This is a genomic window from Pseudoalteromonas sp. CNC9-20 (assembly GCF_022347875.1).
Taxonomy (GTDB): Bacteria; Pseudomonadota; Gammaproteobacteria; order Enterobacterales; family Alteromonadaceae; genus Pseudoalteromonas; species Pseudoalteromonas ruthenica.
Window position 1 is genome coordinate 527,494 of the sequence record NZ_JAKRFS010000002.1, and the last position, 18,846, is coordinate 546,339.

Annotated in this window: 14 protein-coding genes; 5 read left to right on the top strand and 9 right to left on the bottom strand. The window is 47.0% G+C overall.

From position 1 onward, the window contains the following. The first annotated feature begins 64 nt into the window (after positions 1–64). Together MHM89_RS06045 and MHM89_RS06050 are read left to right on the top strand one after the other, a co-directional pair. Positions 65–1,282: a BCCT family transporter gene (locus MHM89_RS06045; protein WP_022944617.1), complete on the top strand. Its 1,218-nt coding sequence runs from the start codon at positions 65–67 to the stop codon at positions 1,280–1,282. 8 nt (positions 1,283–1,290) lie between these two features. After that, the gene (locus MHM89_RS06050; RefSeq protein ID WP_138542787.1) at positions 1,291–1,992 is read left to right on the top strand and encodes a TorF family putative porin; all 702 of its coding nucleotides are present in this window, start codon (positions 1,291–1,293) and stop codon (positions 1,990–1,992) included. A 29-nt stretch (positions 1,993–2,021) separates the two neighbouring features. On the opposite strand, the gene MHM89_RS06055 is transcribed toward MHM89_RS06050, so the two are convergent. Next, entirely contained in the window at positions 2,022–2,552 is a 531-nt protein-coding gene (locus MHM89_RS06055; protein WP_130145775.1) for an isochorismatase family protein, read from the bottom strand. Between the two features lie 240 nt (positions 2,553–2,792). Between MHM89_RS06055 and MHM89_RS06060 the strand changes: the two genes are divergently transcribed. Beyond that, positions 2,793–7,307 carry an EAL domain-containing protein gene (locus MHM89_RS06060; RefSeq protein WP_239408356.1) on the top strand — a complete coding sequence of 1,505 codons (4,515 nt, stop codon included), beginning with the start codon at positions 2,793–2,795 and terminating at the stop codon, positions 7,305–7,307. 37 nt (positions 7,308–7,344) lie between these two features. Here the strand turns inward: MHM89_RS06060 and MHM89_RS06065 are convergent, their stop codons facing one another. Both MHM89_RS06065 and MHM89_RS06070 read right to left on the bottom strand, forming a co-directional pair. Then, positions 7,345–10,125 carry an ATP-binding protein gene (locus MHM89_RS06065; RefSeq protein WP_239408357.1) on the bottom strand — a complete coding sequence of 927 codons (2,781 nt, stop codon included), beginning with the start codon at positions 10,123–10,125 and terminating at the stop codon, positions 7,345–7,347. Positions 10,126–10,164: 39 nt separating this feature from the next. After that, a complete protein-coding gene (locus tag MHM89_RS06070) occupies positions 10,165–11,082 on the bottom strand; it encodes a cation diffusion facilitator family transporter (RefSeq protein WP_045979060.1) in 918 nt (305 codons plus the stop codon). A 348-nt stretch (positions 11,083–11,430) separates the two neighbouring features. Between MHM89_RS06070 and MHM89_RS06075 the strand changes: the two genes are divergently transcribed. Both MHM89_RS06075 and MHM89_RS06080 read left to right on the top strand, forming a co-directional pair. Then, a complete protein-coding gene (locus tag MHM89_RS06075) occupies positions 11,431–11,865 on the top strand; it encodes a hypothetical protein (RefSeq protein ID WP_022944611.1) in 435 nt (144 codons plus the stop codon). Positions 11,866–11,983: 118 nt separating this feature from the next. After that, positions 11,984–12,835 carry a patatin family protein gene (locus MHM89_RS06080; protein WP_343224219.1) on the top strand — a complete coding sequence of 284 codons (852 nt, stop codon included), beginning with the start codon at positions 11,984–11,986 and terminating at the stop codon, positions 12,833–12,835. Positions 12,836–12,846: 11 nt separating this feature from the next. On the opposite strand, the gene MHM89_RS06085 is transcribed toward MHM89_RS06080, so the two are convergent. From MHM89_RS06085 to ahpF, 6 genes are all read right to left on the bottom strand, one after another. Next, positions 12,847–14,472 carry a methyl-accepting chemotaxis protein gene (locus MHM89_RS06085; protein ID WP_239408359.1) on the bottom strand — a complete coding sequence of 542 codons (1,626 nt, stop codon included), beginning with the start codon at positions 14,470–14,472 and terminating at the stop codon, positions 12,847–12,849. 215 nt (positions 14,473–14,687) lie between these two features. Beyond that, positions 14,688–15,041: a 2OG-Fe(II) oxygenase gene (locus MHM89_RS06090; protein WP_239408360.1), complete on the bottom strand. Its 354-nt coding sequence runs from the start codon at positions 15,039–15,041 to the stop codon at positions 14,688–14,690. Positions 15,042–15,177: 136 nt separating this feature from the next. Next, complete coding sequence (locus MHM89_RS06095) at positions 15,178–15,918, bottom strand: alpha/beta hydrolase (RefSeq protein WP_239408361.1); 741 nt, start codon at positions 15,916–15,918, stop codon at positions 15,178–15,180. Between the two features lie 41 nt (positions 15,919–15,959). Further along, on the bottom strand, positions 15,960–16,427 hold the full coding sequence (locus MHM89_RS06100) for a nuclear transport factor 2 family protein (protein ID WP_045978977.1): 468 nt from the start codon (positions 16,425–16,427) through the stop codon (positions 15,960–15,962). Positions 16,428–16,583: 156 nt separating this feature from the next. Further along, complete coding sequence (locus MHM89_RS06105; RefSeq protein WP_130145786.1) at positions 16,584–16,928, bottom strand: 5-carboxymethyl-2-hydroxymuconate Delta-isomerase; 345 nt, start codon at positions 16,926–16,928, stop codon at positions 16,584–16,586. A gap of 323 nt (positions 16,929–17,251) precedes the next feature. Continuing rightward, the gene (gene ahpF / locus MHM89_RS06110) at positions 17,252–18,820 is read right to left on the bottom strand and encodes an alkyl hydroperoxide reductase subunit F (RefSeq protein WP_130145788.1); all 1,569 of its coding nucleotides are present in this window, start codon (positions 18,818–18,820) and stop codon (positions 17,252–17,254) included. Positions 18,821–18,846: the final 26 nt, after the last annotated feature.

Below are 18,846 nucleotides of genomic sequence, written 5' to 3' on the forward strand. Positions count from 1 at the left end.
ATATTTTAAAAACAACAAAATGGAGAAAATATGAACTATTTCTACTTATATTGGGAGGGTGATAATGACTTTATGGCTTAGTGCTGGCATTTTATTTACCCTACTCGCTATCGTCTTTATCTTGGCGAAATGGGGGAATGTGCAGTGCGTGGGTGTCACCCCAGTACGAACCTTCACCTTTATTGCTATCTTGTTCACCTCCGGCCTGGATGTGGGACTGATCATGTTCCCATTGACCGAGTTTGGCGGTTATGCAGACATAAACGCAAGCCCAGAATATGCATTCACTAACCCGCTCGCCATTGAGTTTGGTTTTTGGGGCTTTTTCATCTGGAGTTTTTACTTCCTCACCTGCTTTTATTTCTGCGTAATTGAGCCCAAAGTAAAGTTCTTTGAGATCCCTTGGGTGAAGTTTATTAATAACGTGGTGATTATTGGCACTTGTGCCTTTACCGCTTCATTATTGTTGGCCAACTTACCATGGTATTTGCCTAGCATCGGTGATGGCGAGAGCATCATTCCGTTATTTTACCTCATTGTCTTTGCCGCTATTGCCTTTTCTGTTTACTCCAGTACCGACATTAAATATGTACGTGTATTGAGTGTATCCACGACGTGGGTCTTTATTGGTCTTATCGCCTTTATGTGGGGCAGCGCCTTCTTATGGGGTGATAGCGCCATGGGTGAGTACGCTCAGTCAGTGGCCATGCTGGGAGGCTATTTTGGCAACATCCACGAATTTATCTTCCCTATCAATGATTACCACGCCTTCTACCTGTTTTGGTGGTTCGCATGGAGCATCATGATTGGCCAATTTACCGCCCGCTTTGTCGGTGGTCTTAAAACCTATCAGGTGCTAGCAGCAATGTTGATCTTCCCCTCTATTCCAATTGCGCTGTGGTTTGCGGTGTTATACCACTATCACGATGCAGGGCTAGATACGACGGGTATCCGTAACTTCGCCATGGTGTTTGTCGGCATTATCTTCGTGATCAACTCGTTGGACTCATTAATCCGTCTTTATAGTGACAACCTCAATCTGACGACTAAGCGTCTGGGTAAATGGCGTTACATGGGCTTCCATTTTCTAGCCTTAGCAGCGCTGACACTGTTGTTTACTTTTGACTTCTTACAAATCCAATGGGTCGGTGCCTTGGTAATTGGTCTATTCTTTAGTTGTTTAGGCTACATTTTGTACACCAAATTCAAAACCGTGAGCAACATCGATAGCTCACCAAAAGAAAACCGTCTTGATTATAAAAAAATAGAATCCGTACATTAGGAGCAATGATGAGAAAAACAATTTACTCTTTAAGCGCAATCTCGTTAATGATGGCCTCACAGGTCGCATTGGCTGATTGGTCAGCAACAATTACTGGTGCTAGCGACTACACCTTTAATGGTGTAAGCCAAACTGAAAACGACCCAGCGCTGCAAGGGAGCATTGATTACGCTGCCGATAACGGTTTCTACGCCGGCAGCTGGGCGTCAAACGTCGACTTTGGCGATGGCACTGACTTAGAGTGGGATTTCTACGTCGGCCAATTTCGCCAGTTGAACAACCAGCTGTCTGTGGATTATGGTATCGCTTATTACAGTTATCACGGCGCATCTAGCTCCAGTGACGGTAACTATTTTGAAGCCTACACCAAATTTGCCTATGACTCGCAACTGGGTACTACCGAGGCCAACTTCTGGTACACCTGGGATTACTTTGGCACCGATGCTGGCCATGTTATCTCCATGCTAGCTCATAACTATGCACTGGCAGAGGGTCATAACTTGCGCTTAAGCGTAGACGCGTCAAACTCGCTAGATGGCGATAAGTTCGCGTGGCAAGCGGATGGCAAATCCTACGTACATTACCGTCTCGCCTATCAAACCTCCTATTCAGGCTTTGATTTCGAGTTAGCGGCAGAAGATACCAACCTTGATAGCGAATACGCTGATGAGCGCTTGGTACTGTCAGTGAGCAAAACGTTCTCACTGTAAATCCCCACAATGGGCGCCGACCATGGCGCCTATTTTATTAACGCTAAAACCTCTTTAAATTGCGGATGCTCGCAACTGTGCATCCATCCGAATATAGCCGTTTCTGCAGAGCATACTTGCACGCCAGCTTGACGCAGTTGCAAAAGCGCCCATTGTTTGTTTTCTTGTTTTCGTGAACACACTGCATCGGCTATCACACTCACTGTGTAGCCCTTAGCCAATAGATCCATTGCCGTGAAGTAGACACAGACATGACTTTCCATACCACACAAATAGATGTGCTGGTGCGAGCCTAATGCTTGCTCAAAATCTTTATGCTGGGCGGCACTGAACGTTGTTTTGGTAATATAGTTGGCGTTCCCTATTTTAAGTTGTGCATCGGTTGGCCCAAGACCTTCAGGGTATTGCTCTGTCACCACACAATGAATATCAAGGCAGTGACTGGCGCTAAGTAGCAACTGCACCTGAGCACGTATATGGGTGTACTCGCTCATAGCGGGTGCTAACTTAGCTTGCATATCAACAACCACTAAGGTTGCATTTTGTGCATTATTGTTCATTAAACGCTCCACTTTGTTCCTTTTTGTTTTCCGAAATTCATCATAAGGTGTGGTTTTTTCAAAGTAAAATTATAAAGATATAGTGACGAACCAAGGTTCTATGCTAAATTTATGTATTATTGTTAACGATTAGTTGATGCCTAAATGCCCTGAGGGATTTAAGGCTAATATGTTGGTTTCAACTTCAATTGGGGTCAGCCATTGCGTCGTCTACATAGCGCATGTATTACTGTGCTTTTCATGCTTTTGCATTTATTTGCTACACCCTCACAGGCACACGTCAACGATGCTGGATACGGCTATCAGCTCCAACGTTTATCCACTGATGAGGGCTTGTCTCAGGGCTCGGTTAGTGCCATAGCCCAAGACGATTTCGGCTATATGTGGTTCGCCACAGGGCGTGGTTTAAATCGCTACGACGGCTATAAGGTGACGCTTTTTGAGAGCCAACACTCGGCACTAAGTAGTGACTTTATTTTGACCATGCTTAAACTAGCAAATGGCAAACTACTCGTGTCGACGCAGTTCAGCGGCGTGTACTTGGTCGACCCGGCCACGCTCACTTCCAAGCAAATCATTGCCAACACCCTTAGTGAACACAAGATAGACTATGTTAGCGTCTCTGCAATCGCTCAAGATCCCCTGAACCCTGAGCGTGTTTGGCTTGGCTTAAATCATCATATTTTCAGTCTCGATTTAACCGATAACTCACTCACCCATGCCTTTAGTATTGCCAATGAAACCCATATCATCCGCGCCTTGCTGCCACATCAAGATGGGCTTTATGTCGGTGCATCTAATGGCCTTTACCATTATCAACAAGGCCGAGTGAAGCAAATTAACTACCTACCCAAGAGCGAAGCGCCGAGCGGCGATCAGCAAAACGTGAAACTGTTGCGCTTTGACAGTGAATTCGGCCTGATGATCGGCACGGTAGAAGGCTTGTACAGCATGAGCCTCTCGAGCCCCAATACATTTAGAACATTATTGCCAAGCTACAACATATGGGGCTTCCAACGCTATGGGCTTTATGACTTTATCGCCACAGATGAGGGCTTAAAACAATTTAATCGGCAATCTTTGCGCGCGCAAACACTGGTCCAATTTAGTAAATCGCGCTTTGCCGTCAGCGACAACAGTATCCAAGTACTCTTTCGCGATAAAGGTGGCATGTTGTGGCTCAGCTCTCGCTCCCAAGGAGTATTCTCGTGGTCGCCGCTGTCTATGCGTTTTCGCCAGCGAACGCTTCCTAGCGGCCAATATAAACATGGGCATATCGCTTGGGGCATGCATGAGCAGGCCGATGGTACATTGTGGGTGGGCAGCGATAACGGCCTCAATCGTCTCAGTGCCAATGGTGAGAGTGAGGCATATTTGGTCAATAAGGACGATAAGCTCGCCATTGGCCAACAAACTATCTATCGTATCTCACCAGCTACACATCAACCAGACTCGCTTTGGTTAGATTCGAGCTACGGCAGTGAGCTATTTAACATCAAAACCAGTACCCTCACCCGACCGTTAGAAAAAGCAGATAGACCACAAAGCTTCGACCCCCAGAGTTACTATGGCGGGCTTGTGCAGTTACCTGACAATCGGGCGTTTTTTATCGCCCCCAGTGGCTTTTATATGTATGACCCCGAGGCCAACCGCATTACCGATGTGCCAGCACTAAATCGTGCGCTTTTGCCTGATTTAGCCACGCACTTTCTATCGCCGCTGCCTAATCATCCGAACGACCCACTGCTCAGCCATAGCGGTACGCTTTATCGCTATGACACCTCGCGCCAACAAGTTGAGGTGGTTTATGAATCCGCCAACACGAACCCGCAGCACTTTAATTATATTGATGGCTGGACGGTCGATCAGAATAATTCCTTGTGGTTAAGCATCGATAACGAGGGCTTAGTTGCTCTTGATATGGAAACACTTGAGGTTCGCGCCCGAATAGGCCTCGAACAAGGATTAAAAAATCTTGGCGTGTATACGCCGGTGGTGGATGATTTAGGTTACTTGTGGTTTGGCTCCAACAACGGCTTGTATCGATTAAATATAAACTCTGAACACGTGCGCTATTTCACCGTAGAAGATGGCCTATCCGCATCGGAGTTTAACGCCTTCGCGGTACTTAAGCGAAGCAACGGCGAGCTGGTATTTGGGACTGTAAAAGGGTTATTGGAAATAGACCCGACGGACTTCGTCTCTGGCAACACCCAGTATATTGCACCACCACCGCAAATCACCAATATTGATTTATTATCTCGTTCAATCGATTACTCCCCTATCAGTTATATTGACAAGCCGCTACAGTTACAACACGACGACCTCGGGCTGACAATATCCTTTTCTAGTTTTAACTTTTTACACCGTAGCCAAGTGCGCTACCGCATTAGTTTATCTGGAGCCAGCGACTTTACTTATAACGATTACAAAGACAACACCTTACAGTTTGCAAAACTCAACCCCGGACGTCATGAACTAAGCATTCGTGCTTTCGACCCGGTCTCCGGCAAGTACTCGCGTGAGGCGCGTCTTATTGTTAATGTGGCCTACGCGCCATGGCGTTCGCCGCTTGCAAAAACCATGTATGCCTTACTCGCCTTTGCGATTATTGGCGCTTGGCTAATGTACTTACGCGCACAACAACGCAAACTACGTGACGCCCACAGTGTAGCGATCAACTCGCAACAGCAAACCAACCTAGCTCTGCAAAGCAGTAACAGCGGTGTGTGGCACTACTATGTATCTGAGCGCCAATTTGCGCAGCGGCGTCTAAGCGACGAACTCGGTTATGCTAACAGTTTTTTGAGCTGCTCATTTGAGCAACATGCCGAACTTATTCATCCCCATGATGTGGAGCGCTATCGTACCCAGTGGAAGCGCTTTTTAAAGCAAGGAGAGCAAGGCACTTGGGAGTGTACCTATCGCATTGCTCACAGCAGTGGTGAATGGCTGTGGTATCACGAAGTTGGGCGCATTACCGAATGCGACTTACAGGGGCATGCGCGAGTAGTATCAGGCATCTATACCAATATCACCGACGCGAAAGCCTCAGCGCAGCAAGCCACAGTATTAGGTGAAGCCATCAGCCAGATCAGCGATTGGTTACTTATTTTAGATGAGCATATGCAGCCGTTCTCCGCCAATCATAGTTTCCTGCAAGCCTTTGCCAGCAAACAAGCGCCACAACTTAATATTCAGCCATTTGTGCGTGCTCTGGGTAAACACAAATATAAGAAGTACATGAGTATCATTGGCCGCTTAAAAGCGGGGCAGAACTGGCGTTGTGAAGAGCAGATCCGCACCAAGCATAACCGCCACCATCCGGTGCAGATAAGCGTCACTGCGGTGTGCCGTGATAATAACGACAACCGTGATGAGGTAAGCTACTACGTCATCGTGATCACCGATTTGACCGAGCAAAAGCGTGCTGAAGACGAGTTACGCTACTTAGCCAATTACGACCCCTTAACCGGGTTACCGAATCGCACTATGATGCGCTCAAAAATATCCCAAGCAATTGACTATGCTAAAGAAAATGCTTCCCTTTTGGCCCTATTATTTATTGATTTGGACAAATTTAAGCCGGTAAATGATTCGTTTGGCCATGCCGTAGGTGACCAAGTGCTGTGCTGCATTTGTGAGCGCATCAGCGAACAGTTAGACGACAATGCGCTGCTCGCGCGTCAAAGTGGCGATGAGTTCTTGTTACTGATAGAACATGTCCATTCACCACAGATGCTCAGTGAATTTGCTGAGCACTTAGCCAAGGTGTTAGAGCAACCCATAAAAATTGGCAATATTACTATCAATATCTCTGTCAGTGTGGGAATTGCGTTGTCTCCTTTCGATGCGGATAACGCCGAAGATCTTATTCGTAATGCCGATATGGCGATGATCCATGCCAAGAATGCGGGCCGTAATGGCTATAAGTTCTTCACCGAACAAATGAACAACCGCATTACCCATAAGTTAATGCTAGAAAATGCGTTACAAGATGCCTATCGCGATGAGGTGTTACTCAACCACTACCAGCCCATTGTGCATGACTTCCAAAAGCGCATCGTAGGTGTGGAGCTCCTTCTGCGCTGGCCACATGAAGGCACTTTTATCTCTCCGGGAGAATTTATCCCCATCGCCGAGGAAATAGGCTTAATTGATGCCATTACCGAGCAAGCACTACACAGAGCCCTGCGCGATTTAAAGCCTTGGTTTGAGAGCTCTGATGATTTCTATTTATCTTTGAACCTGTCGCCTATTCATATCTTAAAGTCGAATTTAAGCGACCGCCTACAAGATATTTTGGCTCTTCACCATGTTAGCCCCACCCAGCTTCGCTTGGAGATCACCGAAAACACCCTACTAGAGGATAAAACCAAAGCGGCAGAGCAACTTAACCGCTTGCACAGCGCCGGATTCAAACTTTTCCTTGATGACTTTGGCACTGGTTTCTCATCACTGACCTATTTGAGTCAATTCCCCATTGATGTCATTAAGATAGACCAAAGCTTTGTACGGCAAATTGGGGTAAATCCAACCAATGAATCCATTATTCGCACCATTCACAACTTGGCGCGCAGCCTTGGCCTATACTGTATCGCCGAGGGGGTGGAGACCAGAGAGCAAATCTTTTTCCTCAATAAGTTAGGGTGTCACCATTTACAAGGATTCTTCTTTGCTCGACCAGTGGACGCACAAACACTGCTATCGAGTGAGTTTATCGATGGCGTGATTGATAAAACCAAGAGTTTGTAGTGCTTGAGTGTCGTCGATGCTTTGAGTTTACGCCTAGTTAGTGGGAAATATTTAACACAGCGCGAAGACTGCGGTGCAACTCATGCGCTTGCAGTGGCTTGGAAACGAAGGCATTCATCCCCGCCGCCAAACAACGGTTTTTGTCCTCTTCATAGGCGTTGGCAGTAATCGCGATAACGGGCATGACGCCATATTTATGCGGCTCTTTGCGAATATGTCGGGTACATTGATACCCATCCATGTGCGGCATTTGGCAATCCATGAGCACCACATCATAGCGTTGCTGCTGGAGCATATCCAAAGCTTGCACCCCATCTTGAGCGATGGCCACCTCACAGCCCAAAGGTTCAAGCATCTTGGCAAGGACTAATTGATTTACAGCGTTGTCCTCAACCACAAGAACGTGTCGCTCAGTTAAATCAGGCGCCGAGAGTTCGCTATGTTGGTTAACCTCGATGTCCTCACAGGCTGGCGCTTTGATGGTAAAACTAAAGCAGCTGCCTTCTCCTTCATCGCTGGAAACGCAGATATCGCCGCCCATTTTTTGTACCAACGAGCGACAGATTGCCAGTCCCAGACCAGTGCCTCCGTACCGCCGAGCTGTTGACACATCAGCCTGAGTAAATTCCGTAAAGATACGTGCTTGCTGCTCTTCGCTCATGCCTATGCCAGTATCACGCACCGTCACTTGAAGCTCATCATCGCGGTATTGCACGCTAAGGACAATCTCTCCTCGCTCGGTGAATTTTTTCGCGTTGCTTAATAAGTTGGTGATCACTTGGTTGAGTCTGAGCTCATCAACACGAATACTAGAGGGCACATTCGGGGCAGTTTCGCACGCAAAGCGCACCTCTTTGTTGTCGTTGGCGCTATTAAATACCTGCTCTACGTGAGTGAAAAATGCCCGTGTAGCCAATGGCTGTGCGTTCAATTCCAAGGCATTGGCTTCAATTTTACTAAAATCCAGTATGTCGTTAAGAATTTGCAGTAGGTTTTGTGCACTTGCATCCAAGGTGGTTAAATACTGGCGTTGCTGGGCGCTCAGCTGCGAGTCTTGCAGCAAAATGTCGGTGATCCCAAGCACACCGTTCATGGGTGTACGCAGCTCATGGCTCATGTTAGCTAAAAACTGTGACTTTGCTCGGCTGGCCTGGTTCGCCCTATGCACCGCAGTCTTGAGCTCTGCAGTTTGCTCTTGTACTTTACGCTCCAGCTCTTGATTAAAGCGCGTTAGTTGTTTGTTCAAATCGCGGTTGCGGTCATCGGATTGTGCTAGCTGCTCAAAACTCTGCTGGAGTTGCACCACCAGCGAATCAAACTGTTCGTGTAGTTGCTGAACTTCCTGCCATTCGTGTTGGCTAAGCGGCGTCTTATTTGGCAGCATCGGGTAGCGCTGCATTACTTGGGTTAAAAAGTTAAGTGGCGCCACCAATCTTTGGCTTAGCTGGCGAATGAAAATTCCTGCCAGCAGCAAGAGTACCAGCGTGAGCAGCAACACGTACAACCAGGTTGAAGCGACCACAGAGTTTACATGGAGGCGGTTCATCATAGCGATGACCGTCCAACCTGTTTGGGAGCTATTAAGTGACCGGCTGTAATACAGCTCATTGTTAGCAGAGCGGTATAAAGCGCTTGAATCACCGTTAAACTCCGCTAAAGCAGGTTGCTCGAGGTGGCTTAGCACTTTGTAAGTATTTACACTGCTATACACCACGTGATTGTTGGCATCAATGACCAGCAATTCCCCTTGTTGCTCAAACAAGTAGGGCCGAAAGCGACGAAAGGACTCTAATCGCAGCGAACCTTCAATCACGCCTGCAAACTGTTGTTTTTCGTATATCGGTGCAGAGATGCCAACAATGGGGTTGTCACCTAAGCCACGACCGCGAAAAACACTGGAAATATAGCCGTTAGGGTGGCTGTGCGCTTGCGTGAAGTAATCGCGGTCTGTCACATCTCGCTGCTGTGCGGAGAGCCCATCGAGAAGCGACTTGGGCCATCCCACATACGCCACCCCTTGCTGATTGATCAGTACCGTAGAAATAAAGCCAGGGTACATTTGCCCTAAATGACTAAGCTGCCAACGCTCATCAACACCTTGCGCCAAGGTATCGCGCGCCGAAACAATAGCATTTTGGTGCTGTTCTAGGTAGCTATCTATTTGTTGCGATACCCTATCTGCATGGGCGCGTAATTGTGTATTGACCTCATACTCTATACGTTCATAGTGGTCGTTAACCAAAATCACGGTCGTCAACAGCACCACCAATAGAATCAATACACTGACCACGTAGCTGAGAATATGTTTGAGCGAGTTTTGCCGATAGTGCCAAACTATAAAGGGTAAAAAGTAGCTTAATAGGTCAACTACAGCTAATGAAATAATGGCGTTAAGTAAATACTTGAAAATAGCAGTGGTAAGCGATAACCACGGCAACTCGACCATCCAATGGCCAAAAGCCACCAGCAGCGGCAAGCCAATCAGCAGCCAAAAGACTCCACCCCATGGCAATAACGGACGCCTTAAGCGGCGACAACAAAACCAATGCAGCCATATCAACTCGAGCAAAAATGCGATACTGGGCCAAGCATGTTGCCAGCGATAAAAGATAAAAGCAGAGGCAATAGCCAAGGTGATAACACTGTAGCGTAAGCCCAAGGCAACGAGGCTCAGCAACACAAAAATTTGCCCGAATAAAAACTCAGAACTGTCCAAAAACCATACAGGTATTAGGTGCGTCAACCCGCCAATCAGGCCGAGTAAGCAAGCCACCATGAACTTGTTGCTGCTTTGAAGTCCGGTGCGAATTGTGCTCATTTGTAGGAAAGCTTAAAAACTTATAGGAACTGCATAGTCTTAGTGTTGTACACAGTGATGCGCTTGTCCATCTTCGGAGTGCGGATGAGCCTCTATTTGCAGTACGCTGTGCTCAACATTAAAGCGTTGTTTTAACATCTGTTCGGCATTGTTTCGACAGACAGCATCATGAGCCGCGACAGTACATTGATGTTTCAACACGATATGCGCGCCAACGGCGAGCTGCTTGTCAATTCGAGATACGGTCACATTGTGCACACTGTGTACGTGAGCGAGTTTAGTCATCGCCTTTTCAATAGCTTGTGCACTGGGCAAACGCCCTTCTTGATTCTGCAACCGCTTTATACACTGCACAATAAGGCGCAAACCGGTGAATAACACAAAGACGGCTATCACCATGCTAAAAAGCACATCCAATTGCTGCCACCCAGTGAGCGCGATAGTGACACCGGCCACTAAGGTACTGACGGTGGAGAGCAAATCAAAGAACGTATGGAGAAACACCGCGTACACATTAATGCTGTCTTTGCGGCCCTTGTACAGCACCCATGCGGCGCATCCGTGAAAGACAAAACCGATACTTGATACCCACGCCATAATGGTGGTGTTAACGTCTTTGTGATGCCCCTCATGCATTTCAAAATACCGCTCAGAGCCAAGAAACAAAATGGTTAAGCTAATTCCCAAATACAGACTGCCATTAATAAGCCCGCCCACTAATTCGGCTTTTTTATAGCCTTCATTAAAGTTGCGTGCCAAATGAATAGCGATAGAGGACGCCAAAATAGCGATAAATAACGTGCTGTTGTGCACAAATAAATGACCGGCATCGGCGAACACCGCTAAAGAGTTTGCGTGATAAGCCCCTATTAGCTGGATGACCATAAAGCTACAGGTTATAGCGAGCGCAATAAGTAAGCGTTTGCGAGAAGCCTGGTGTGTGGTGATGTCGGTCATGCGCGCCGGATGATACTCGGGAATGATATATAGTCGCAATTGTACTTGTTTTGCGACTATATTACACCCGTTTTCATCACCACCCATTGTGAATGCACAAGAACTGCTCATAAAAGAGTGATAGGCGCCACTGCCCGCTTTGGAACCAATCACCGCTCTAACTTGCCGGTCATATCGATAACTAAATTTCCCTAAAAATCATCCATATGTAACTTTTTTGTTAAATTAGCATTGAAACTATGCTTTTTTTAGCTAATCTCAAAGTCGCGTGGTGACACAACAGGACTGAAGGATTGCTCTTGTGTGTAACCAAAACGCAAAAACACATTTATATAAGGAAATATAATTATGAAACTAGTGAAATCACTCTCTACTGTGGCCTGTGTTATCGGCCTATCTCTTGCTTCAACCTCCTCTGTATTAGCTGCGTCTTCGACCTCGGTAGTCGGCACTTGGCGCAACCATGTCAATTGGAATTGTAATACTGCGGGCTCAACGCCGATTACCGCTGCGTTATTTACAATTAATGCCGATGGCACATGGAGCTACCCATACGGAGGCGGTAACTGGTGGCAAGAAGAGGGATTGGTGATCATCTCTTTCGATAGCTACCCGACTTTGCAGTACGTGGGTAATGTGACTAAAGATGCCGTTGTTGGCATTCAAGGCTACTCCGACAATCCAGGTTCTCGCGGCTGCTTCTATTTGTTGCGTGAACAAGCGGGTAAAGCCAGCGACGTTAAACATTATGTTGATGGTAAGGATGCGGTTACCAATCGTTGATCACTTTTATGGCGGTGCCCTATACACCGCCTTTTGTCCTTATTGCCCATTGCTGCGCAAATAAAATTCATGCTAAGTTGCTGAGGTAATAAATAAAAGCGTATGCAGGGTTTTACCTATCTCCAATTCATCTCTAAGCCATGCCCTTGTTGTTGAAGGGGGCGCGATGCGTGGTATTTTTGCCACCGGCGTACTCGATACGTGGCTGCAACAACGCTACCAGCCCTTTGATATGTATTTTGGTGTGTCCGCTGGCGCAACCAATATCGCCGCTTATTTGTGCCAACAACACCAGCGCAACTATAAGGTGATCACGGATTACTCGTGCCGGCCCGAATTTATTAATTACCTACGTTTTGCACGCGGCGGGCACCTGTTTGATTTGGATTGGCTATGGCAACAGACCATTGCTGATATCCGCTTAGATTTAGCGACATTTGCGAAGCAAGTCGCACCATTTTATGTGGTGGCCACCAACATCGCCAATGGTCAAGCCGAGTATTTAAAAGCCAACGCCGATAATTTAGAAGCGATTTTAAAAGCCTCTTGTGCGCTGCCTTTGGCCTATCGCGATTACCCGCAAATTGGCGATAAGCAATATACCGATGGGGGTCTGAGCGACTCCATCCCCGTGCAACAGGCTTACTTACAAGGAGCGAAACGCATCACCGTGATTTTGTCCCAGCCGTTGGGCTATCGCAAAAAACCGAGTCGCTCACACTGGGTAACACGACGCCTACTGCGCGACACCCCGGCACTGATCAGTGCCTCGAGCCGCCGAGCAGAGGGATATAACCAAAGCTTAGAATTTATTCATTCACCGCCGCCGGATTGTCATATCGAGGTCATTGCCCCCGAACCAGAGTTTGCTGTGGGCAGAACCACACGCAATGCGGCCAAATTACGCCACGGCTACACTCTAGGCTGTCAGCAAGGGCTAAACTATTTGCAGCGGCTAAGCATCACTTAGCGAGAGCGTATTTAGACCACAAAAGCTTTCACTTGCTGTTGCAGGCTATCAGCGAGCTGCGCCAATTCTTTACTGGCATCGGCGTTTTGCTGTGAGCTTTGCGATACGCTGGTAATGCTGTCGTTAAATTCATTAATATTTTGGCTTATCTCCGCAGCCACTGTCGTCTGCTCTTCGGTGGCTGTAGATACTTGTAAATTCATATCGGCAATGTCAGCGACCGCTTCACGAATACGGTTAATGGCGGTTGCCGATTCTTGGCTGTGATGCTCACTTTCTTTGGCGCTGTCATCGGCACTCTGCATCGCTGCCACCGCCTGGCCAGCCATATCCTGCAGCTTGGCGATCATGGTATTGATGTTTTCTGTGGCCTGTTGAGTATTGTGTGCCAGTGTACGCACTTCATCAGCAACCACCGCAAAGCCACGCCCTGAATCTCCGGCGCGGGCAGCTTCAATGGCAGCATTCAGCGCTAGCAAGTTGGTCTGCTCAGCCACCCCTTGAATCATGAGCACCACTTGGTTGATCTCATTTGACTGGGCATTCAGCTCACCAATCAATTGGGCGTTTTGCGCAACAATACGAGATAAGGTGCGAATAGCCTCAAGATTATCATCGATGGTTTGACTGCCCTGCTCTGCCAAGCCATCCGCAGATGCAGCATGTTGCGAGGTATTTTGCGCGTTTTGAGCCACTTCTTGAATCGCTGCACTCATTTGTGTAATGGCGGTGGCTATCATCGCACTTTGTTGCTCTTGCTGGGTTGCAGTCGAGGCCACCTGGGCACTGATCGCTTGCATTTGCTCTGACGCCGATGACAACGTCAGTGTCGCACCCGTGACGTCAGTAACCAAAGTGTGGATTCGGCTAAGCATATGATTGAAGTGCTCAGCTGTAGTGGCTATTTCGTCTTTCCCGGTGACTTTGGCACGCAGGGTCAAATCGGCTTGTTCGGCAATGGTTTGAATGGTGCCCTGCAAGTGGCTCAAAGGCCCATGAATAGAGCGGTAGATAAACCAAGCCAATAAAGACATGAAGGCAATGGTCAAGATGATAAAAACTAACAACAAGGTGGTGACGTGGGAAACTTGCTCATCGGCACTGTCGCGAAACCGCTGCGCTTCTGATAGCTGCAAATCGATAAGTGCCGCGTAGCTGCCACTGAGTGGGTCAAAAACACTGTAAAGGTCGGCTACAAACTGCGATTGGTCCATCGCTTTAAAGGTGCCATTTTCTATGGCCCGCATGTACGCATCAGTTTTCTCAGCCACCGGTGCGAGGTACTCATCCACGTCTTCGGTTAAGCGCTGCTCTTCAGTTGTGAGTTTAGTTTGTAAATAGTCCTGCCAGTGCTGCTGCGCGGTGGCTTTCGCCTGTTCAATCAAAGATATAACTTGCGATTTGTCGATAACGCCAGCGCGATACTTATGCAATAAATCGACAATGTTGACCGCGTAATTATCTGACACCACTTTAATTTGCTTTAATGGCACCACCCTATCTTTATAAATACTGTCAACGCCCTCGCCAATGGTATTAAGTTGAGACATACTCAGCGTCGCTGAAATAATAAGTAATACAATTGGAATTATGGACAAAATAATCAGTCGCATCTTTACAGACATGGTATTGAGCATGGGACACCCTCGTAATTTAAACTAAGATTTTTGTGCCTATCCATGCACTTCATGCAACAGCAGTTGCTACTTAATTATTTTCGAAGATAAGCAAATGCGCCAATCCAGTTTAAAAAATTACCGTTCTCACCCCGAGATAATATGTAAAAAACGAGTGTGATTAGCTATTCGCGCTAACCCATATGTGATCAATACGATGGACTACAGTTGGTCTTTTAATGGCCACGAACCCAACCATTACTTAACAAGTAACGACTGCCTGAGGTGACCTTAGTAACTGCATGCTCACTGATATCGGGGCGAAATAACTTGATTCGTTTAGAGCTGTAAATAGGCGATTTACAAACAAACTGACCGCCACAGCGTGCTTGTTTGAGGATAATATTAAGCCGATAATGCCTGCCTGCGGTTACTTTGTCAGTGTGCGTGGGCACCTCACAGCCTTGTGGGAACTTGAGCAAGTAGACATCGAATTTTAGCGGCCACCATGCCCTTGCCAGCAACATTTTCTCATAACCGCTTTTCTGGCGGCCTTTTTGCCATCTAAAAAGTGTATTGAACATGCGCATAATCACCTTAGGAACTCACTATCTTTTGCAATACTCAGTTATTCACTTATTTCATTACGGTCGCCATGGCGCGCAGGGATAGAGGCGACAAAAAGTGCAAATCAACCAAACTTGGCTGCCAGCCTTGGGCCAGATGTTAAGCTTTGTTGAGCATCGCACAGGACTGGCCCACTAAATAGCCATGTACTAGTTGCTTAATTTTATCTTGCAACCATCTTGGGCCGTGATCCGAAAGATCATTATGGCGAGCGTCAGGTATTTGCACTACGCAGATATCGCTTTGCACTGTGTTTGCAGGTAACACTCCTTCATCGGCAGCAAAGTCGCTTGTCCGAATTGAGAATATGTTGATATCGGTATTTCTAGGTAAAGGAACACGGCGGTGATCCAATGTAATTATTGATTTAATATAAGGCTCCTTTTCATTTCCTAGCCACGAAGAAATATCGCCACCATTGGAATGCCCAATTAAAAGCAGCTCATTAAACGCATAGTTCGAATAGCGAGACTGAAGCTGACTCTTAAGAAACGCCAATGTCTTGGCACCCCTGACCCAATTCTCGCGTCGAGTCTCGTATAGATTCCCCGTTACCGACAGTGGCGGATCTTGAGGGAGCTCGTGAGCGACAGAAACCACCATATAGCCCAACTCACGAAGCTGCTCCTCTAAAAAAGAATACTGGGTGTGAGCAACACCGTACCCCGCGCTGAGAAATGCGACAGCACACTTGCTCTCGATGGTGCAGTCCTGCTCATTAATTGGATAAGATATTTTAACAGGAATGCCTCTATCCCTAGCTTCATCATAGATAATCTTTGCTTGCACCAGGGGGATACAAAAAATAGGGATAAGTAGCCATATATACAGGTACTTCATTTTCTCTCCTTAAGGCCTCACACCCTACTCAATGGGCAAAGTTACTCATGGTATTTTCTTATTACCGCAATTTTGCCGTCTTCAATTTCCAATACTTCCATCATGACTTGGCTATATTCTATCGGTTGATTATTTTCAGGGTGGGTGCCCTTAGCGTAGTTTTTATATCTTATAGCAACTGCTGAGTGGTTAAATGTAAATACATCCAATAGCTCTGCATTGTATTCGCTGTGGGCGCCAAGATAAAAAGTCATCCCTTTTCTCATTGCCTCTTTGCCATTTGGTAAGCGCGAATCATCTGTCACCCAAGGTAAGTGCGAATGCCCAACATCCTCTGTAAGTAAATTAAGATGGGTCTCCAGCTCTTTCTTTGTTGCTCCTGGGCTTTGCGTGGCAACCATGGTATCGAAATACTTTTGAGCAAGTTCATTTAGATCAATTTTTGTCTCTTTGGCGGATAGCGATGCTGAAACCAAAATTGATACTGCAAAGAATAGGTATTTTTTCATTGAAAACTCCGTTTTCGGTTAATTCATATAACATGTTTATAAAGACCCAGCCGCGTTCCTCGAAGCCAGTAATGCGATTGAATTCAAGCGACTCATTCGCAAATTTATCCAAAGCGAGCACTGAATGCCACCCTAAGTTTTGGGTAATGTGACGAGTTACACCATTGTACGATTACAGTAAGTGGCCATTTCAAAGTCACTGATGTTCATGGCGATATTCGGAACATTCGGAAATAACGTTACCAGCTTTGATACCATTTGCTGCGATAGCATCGCCTTTTGCTCAGTCGTCCTGCCTTGCATGATGGAGGCGAAAACATGAATGAAGGGCTCTCGCTTATTACCTACAGAGTATTTTTCGAAAGAGTTTATTCTGACTTTGATATCACGTTCATCAAACAAATTGGTAGCACAAGCTTGCAAAAAAAGTTGTTCAATAATAAAGGCTTCATCATGGGAGACGAAGATGTCCTGTGAGCAATCCATTACAAAATGTGGCATTAATCCTCCGCCGACGGTCTGACTAACAGGTATTGTCCCTGCTTTACACGCTAGCATACCTTGTAAAATTGAAATTCGCTAATGAAGGTAAAGCAATGAAAAATAGACTGAAAAATGACAGCTAACAACACCGGTAGCGCGGCATAAGTATAAGTGGGCGGCATTCAAATAAAACCACTTAATCGGTAGGGGGACATGCACAATCAGCTTTACCGCTTACATTGGCAGCTGCTTTCAATTTTCACAGCACAGGAAAAAAGCCGCTCATTGAGCGGCTTGGGGACTACACATCTGGAGATTTCAGGGTGTGTGCAGTATCTACTTTAAGCGGCATCACTTTGCGCTTGGTCGTCGCTGTGACGAATTAAGTAATCAAAGGCGCCAAGACTGGCACTGGCTCCTGCGCCCATGGCAATAATGATTTGCTTAAAAGGCGTGGTAGTGGCGTCCCCAGCGGCAAAGACCCCAGGCAGGTTAGTCGCGCCTTTATCATCAATCGTTATTTCACCAAAAGAGCTTAAATCCAGACCACTGTCTTTCAGCCACTCGGTATTAGGCACTAAGCCGATTTGTACGAATACGCCGGCTAAGGCTACATGCTGCGATTGTTGTGTTTCGCGGTCGGTGTAATTAAGACCGGTCACCTTATTGCCATCGCCAACAATTTCGGTGGTCGCCGCATTGGTAATGATAGTGACATTAGTAAGGCTTTGCGCCTTTTTAACCAGTACGTCGTCAGCACGTAAGGTATCGGCAAATTCCAGCACCGTCACATGTTCAACAATGTTAGCTAAATCGATCGCTGCTTCAATGCCTGAATTACCGCCACCAATCACCGCTACCGACTTACCTTTAAAGAGCGGACCATCACAGTGCGGGCAATAAGCAACCCCGTGGCCTCGGTATTCACGCTCACCTGGCACATTCATTTCCCGCCAGCGTGCCCCCGTGGCGAGGATCAGAGATTTGCTCTGCAGTGTGGCACCATTATCCAAGGTGATGGCGCGGTTATCGCTGTCTAAACGCGCGGCGCGCTGATTATCGATGACATCGACATTATATTCTTTCACATGCTCTTCTAGCTGAGCTACCAGTTTCGGGCCCTCTGTGGCTTTGACCGAGATAAAGTTTTCAATGGCCATGGTATCGGCTACTTGGCCACCAAAGCGCTCAGCGACAATACCGGTGCGCAGCCCTTTTCGCGCCGCATAGATAGCTGCCGATGCACCCGCAGGACCACCGCCGACTACCAATACGTCATAGGGGTCTTTTTCATTCAATAGTTCGGCTTGGCGCGCCGCAGCTCCCTCATCGACTTTGTTAAGAATATCATTGAGGCTGATAGCGCCTTGGCTAAATAGCTCGCCATTCAAGTACACCGTAGGCACCGCCATGATGTTGCGCTGCTCGACTTCCTCTTGGAACAAGGCACCGTCTATCATGGTCACATTCACCTGAGGGTTCAAAGCCGCCATGGTATTGAGCGCTTGCACGACGGCTGGGCAGGTTTGGCAGCTCAGCGAGATGTAAATTTCAAAATTAAGGGTTTTATCTAAGGCCTGGATTTGCGTGCGTTGCGCCTCATCGGCCTTAGTTGCCACACCGCCGCTGTGTAGTACAGCGAGCACTAATGAAGTAAACTCATGACCCATCGGGACCCCAGCGAATGTAATCGAGGTGCCTTGCTCGCCAAGTACTTGCATCGCAGGGCGTCGCGCTGCTTGGTGGTCTTGTCGTATACTAATGCGCGGGCTCAACTCGGCCAAATCGTTGGCCAAGGTGTCTAATTCTTTACTTTTATTGCTTTCATCGAGGGCTAGAACCAGCTCTATATTGCCCGTCAATGCGCTAAAATGGCTTGATAATTGATTCTTAATGGTACTGTCTAACATGGTTAGCCTCTTCAAGCGTTAGAAAA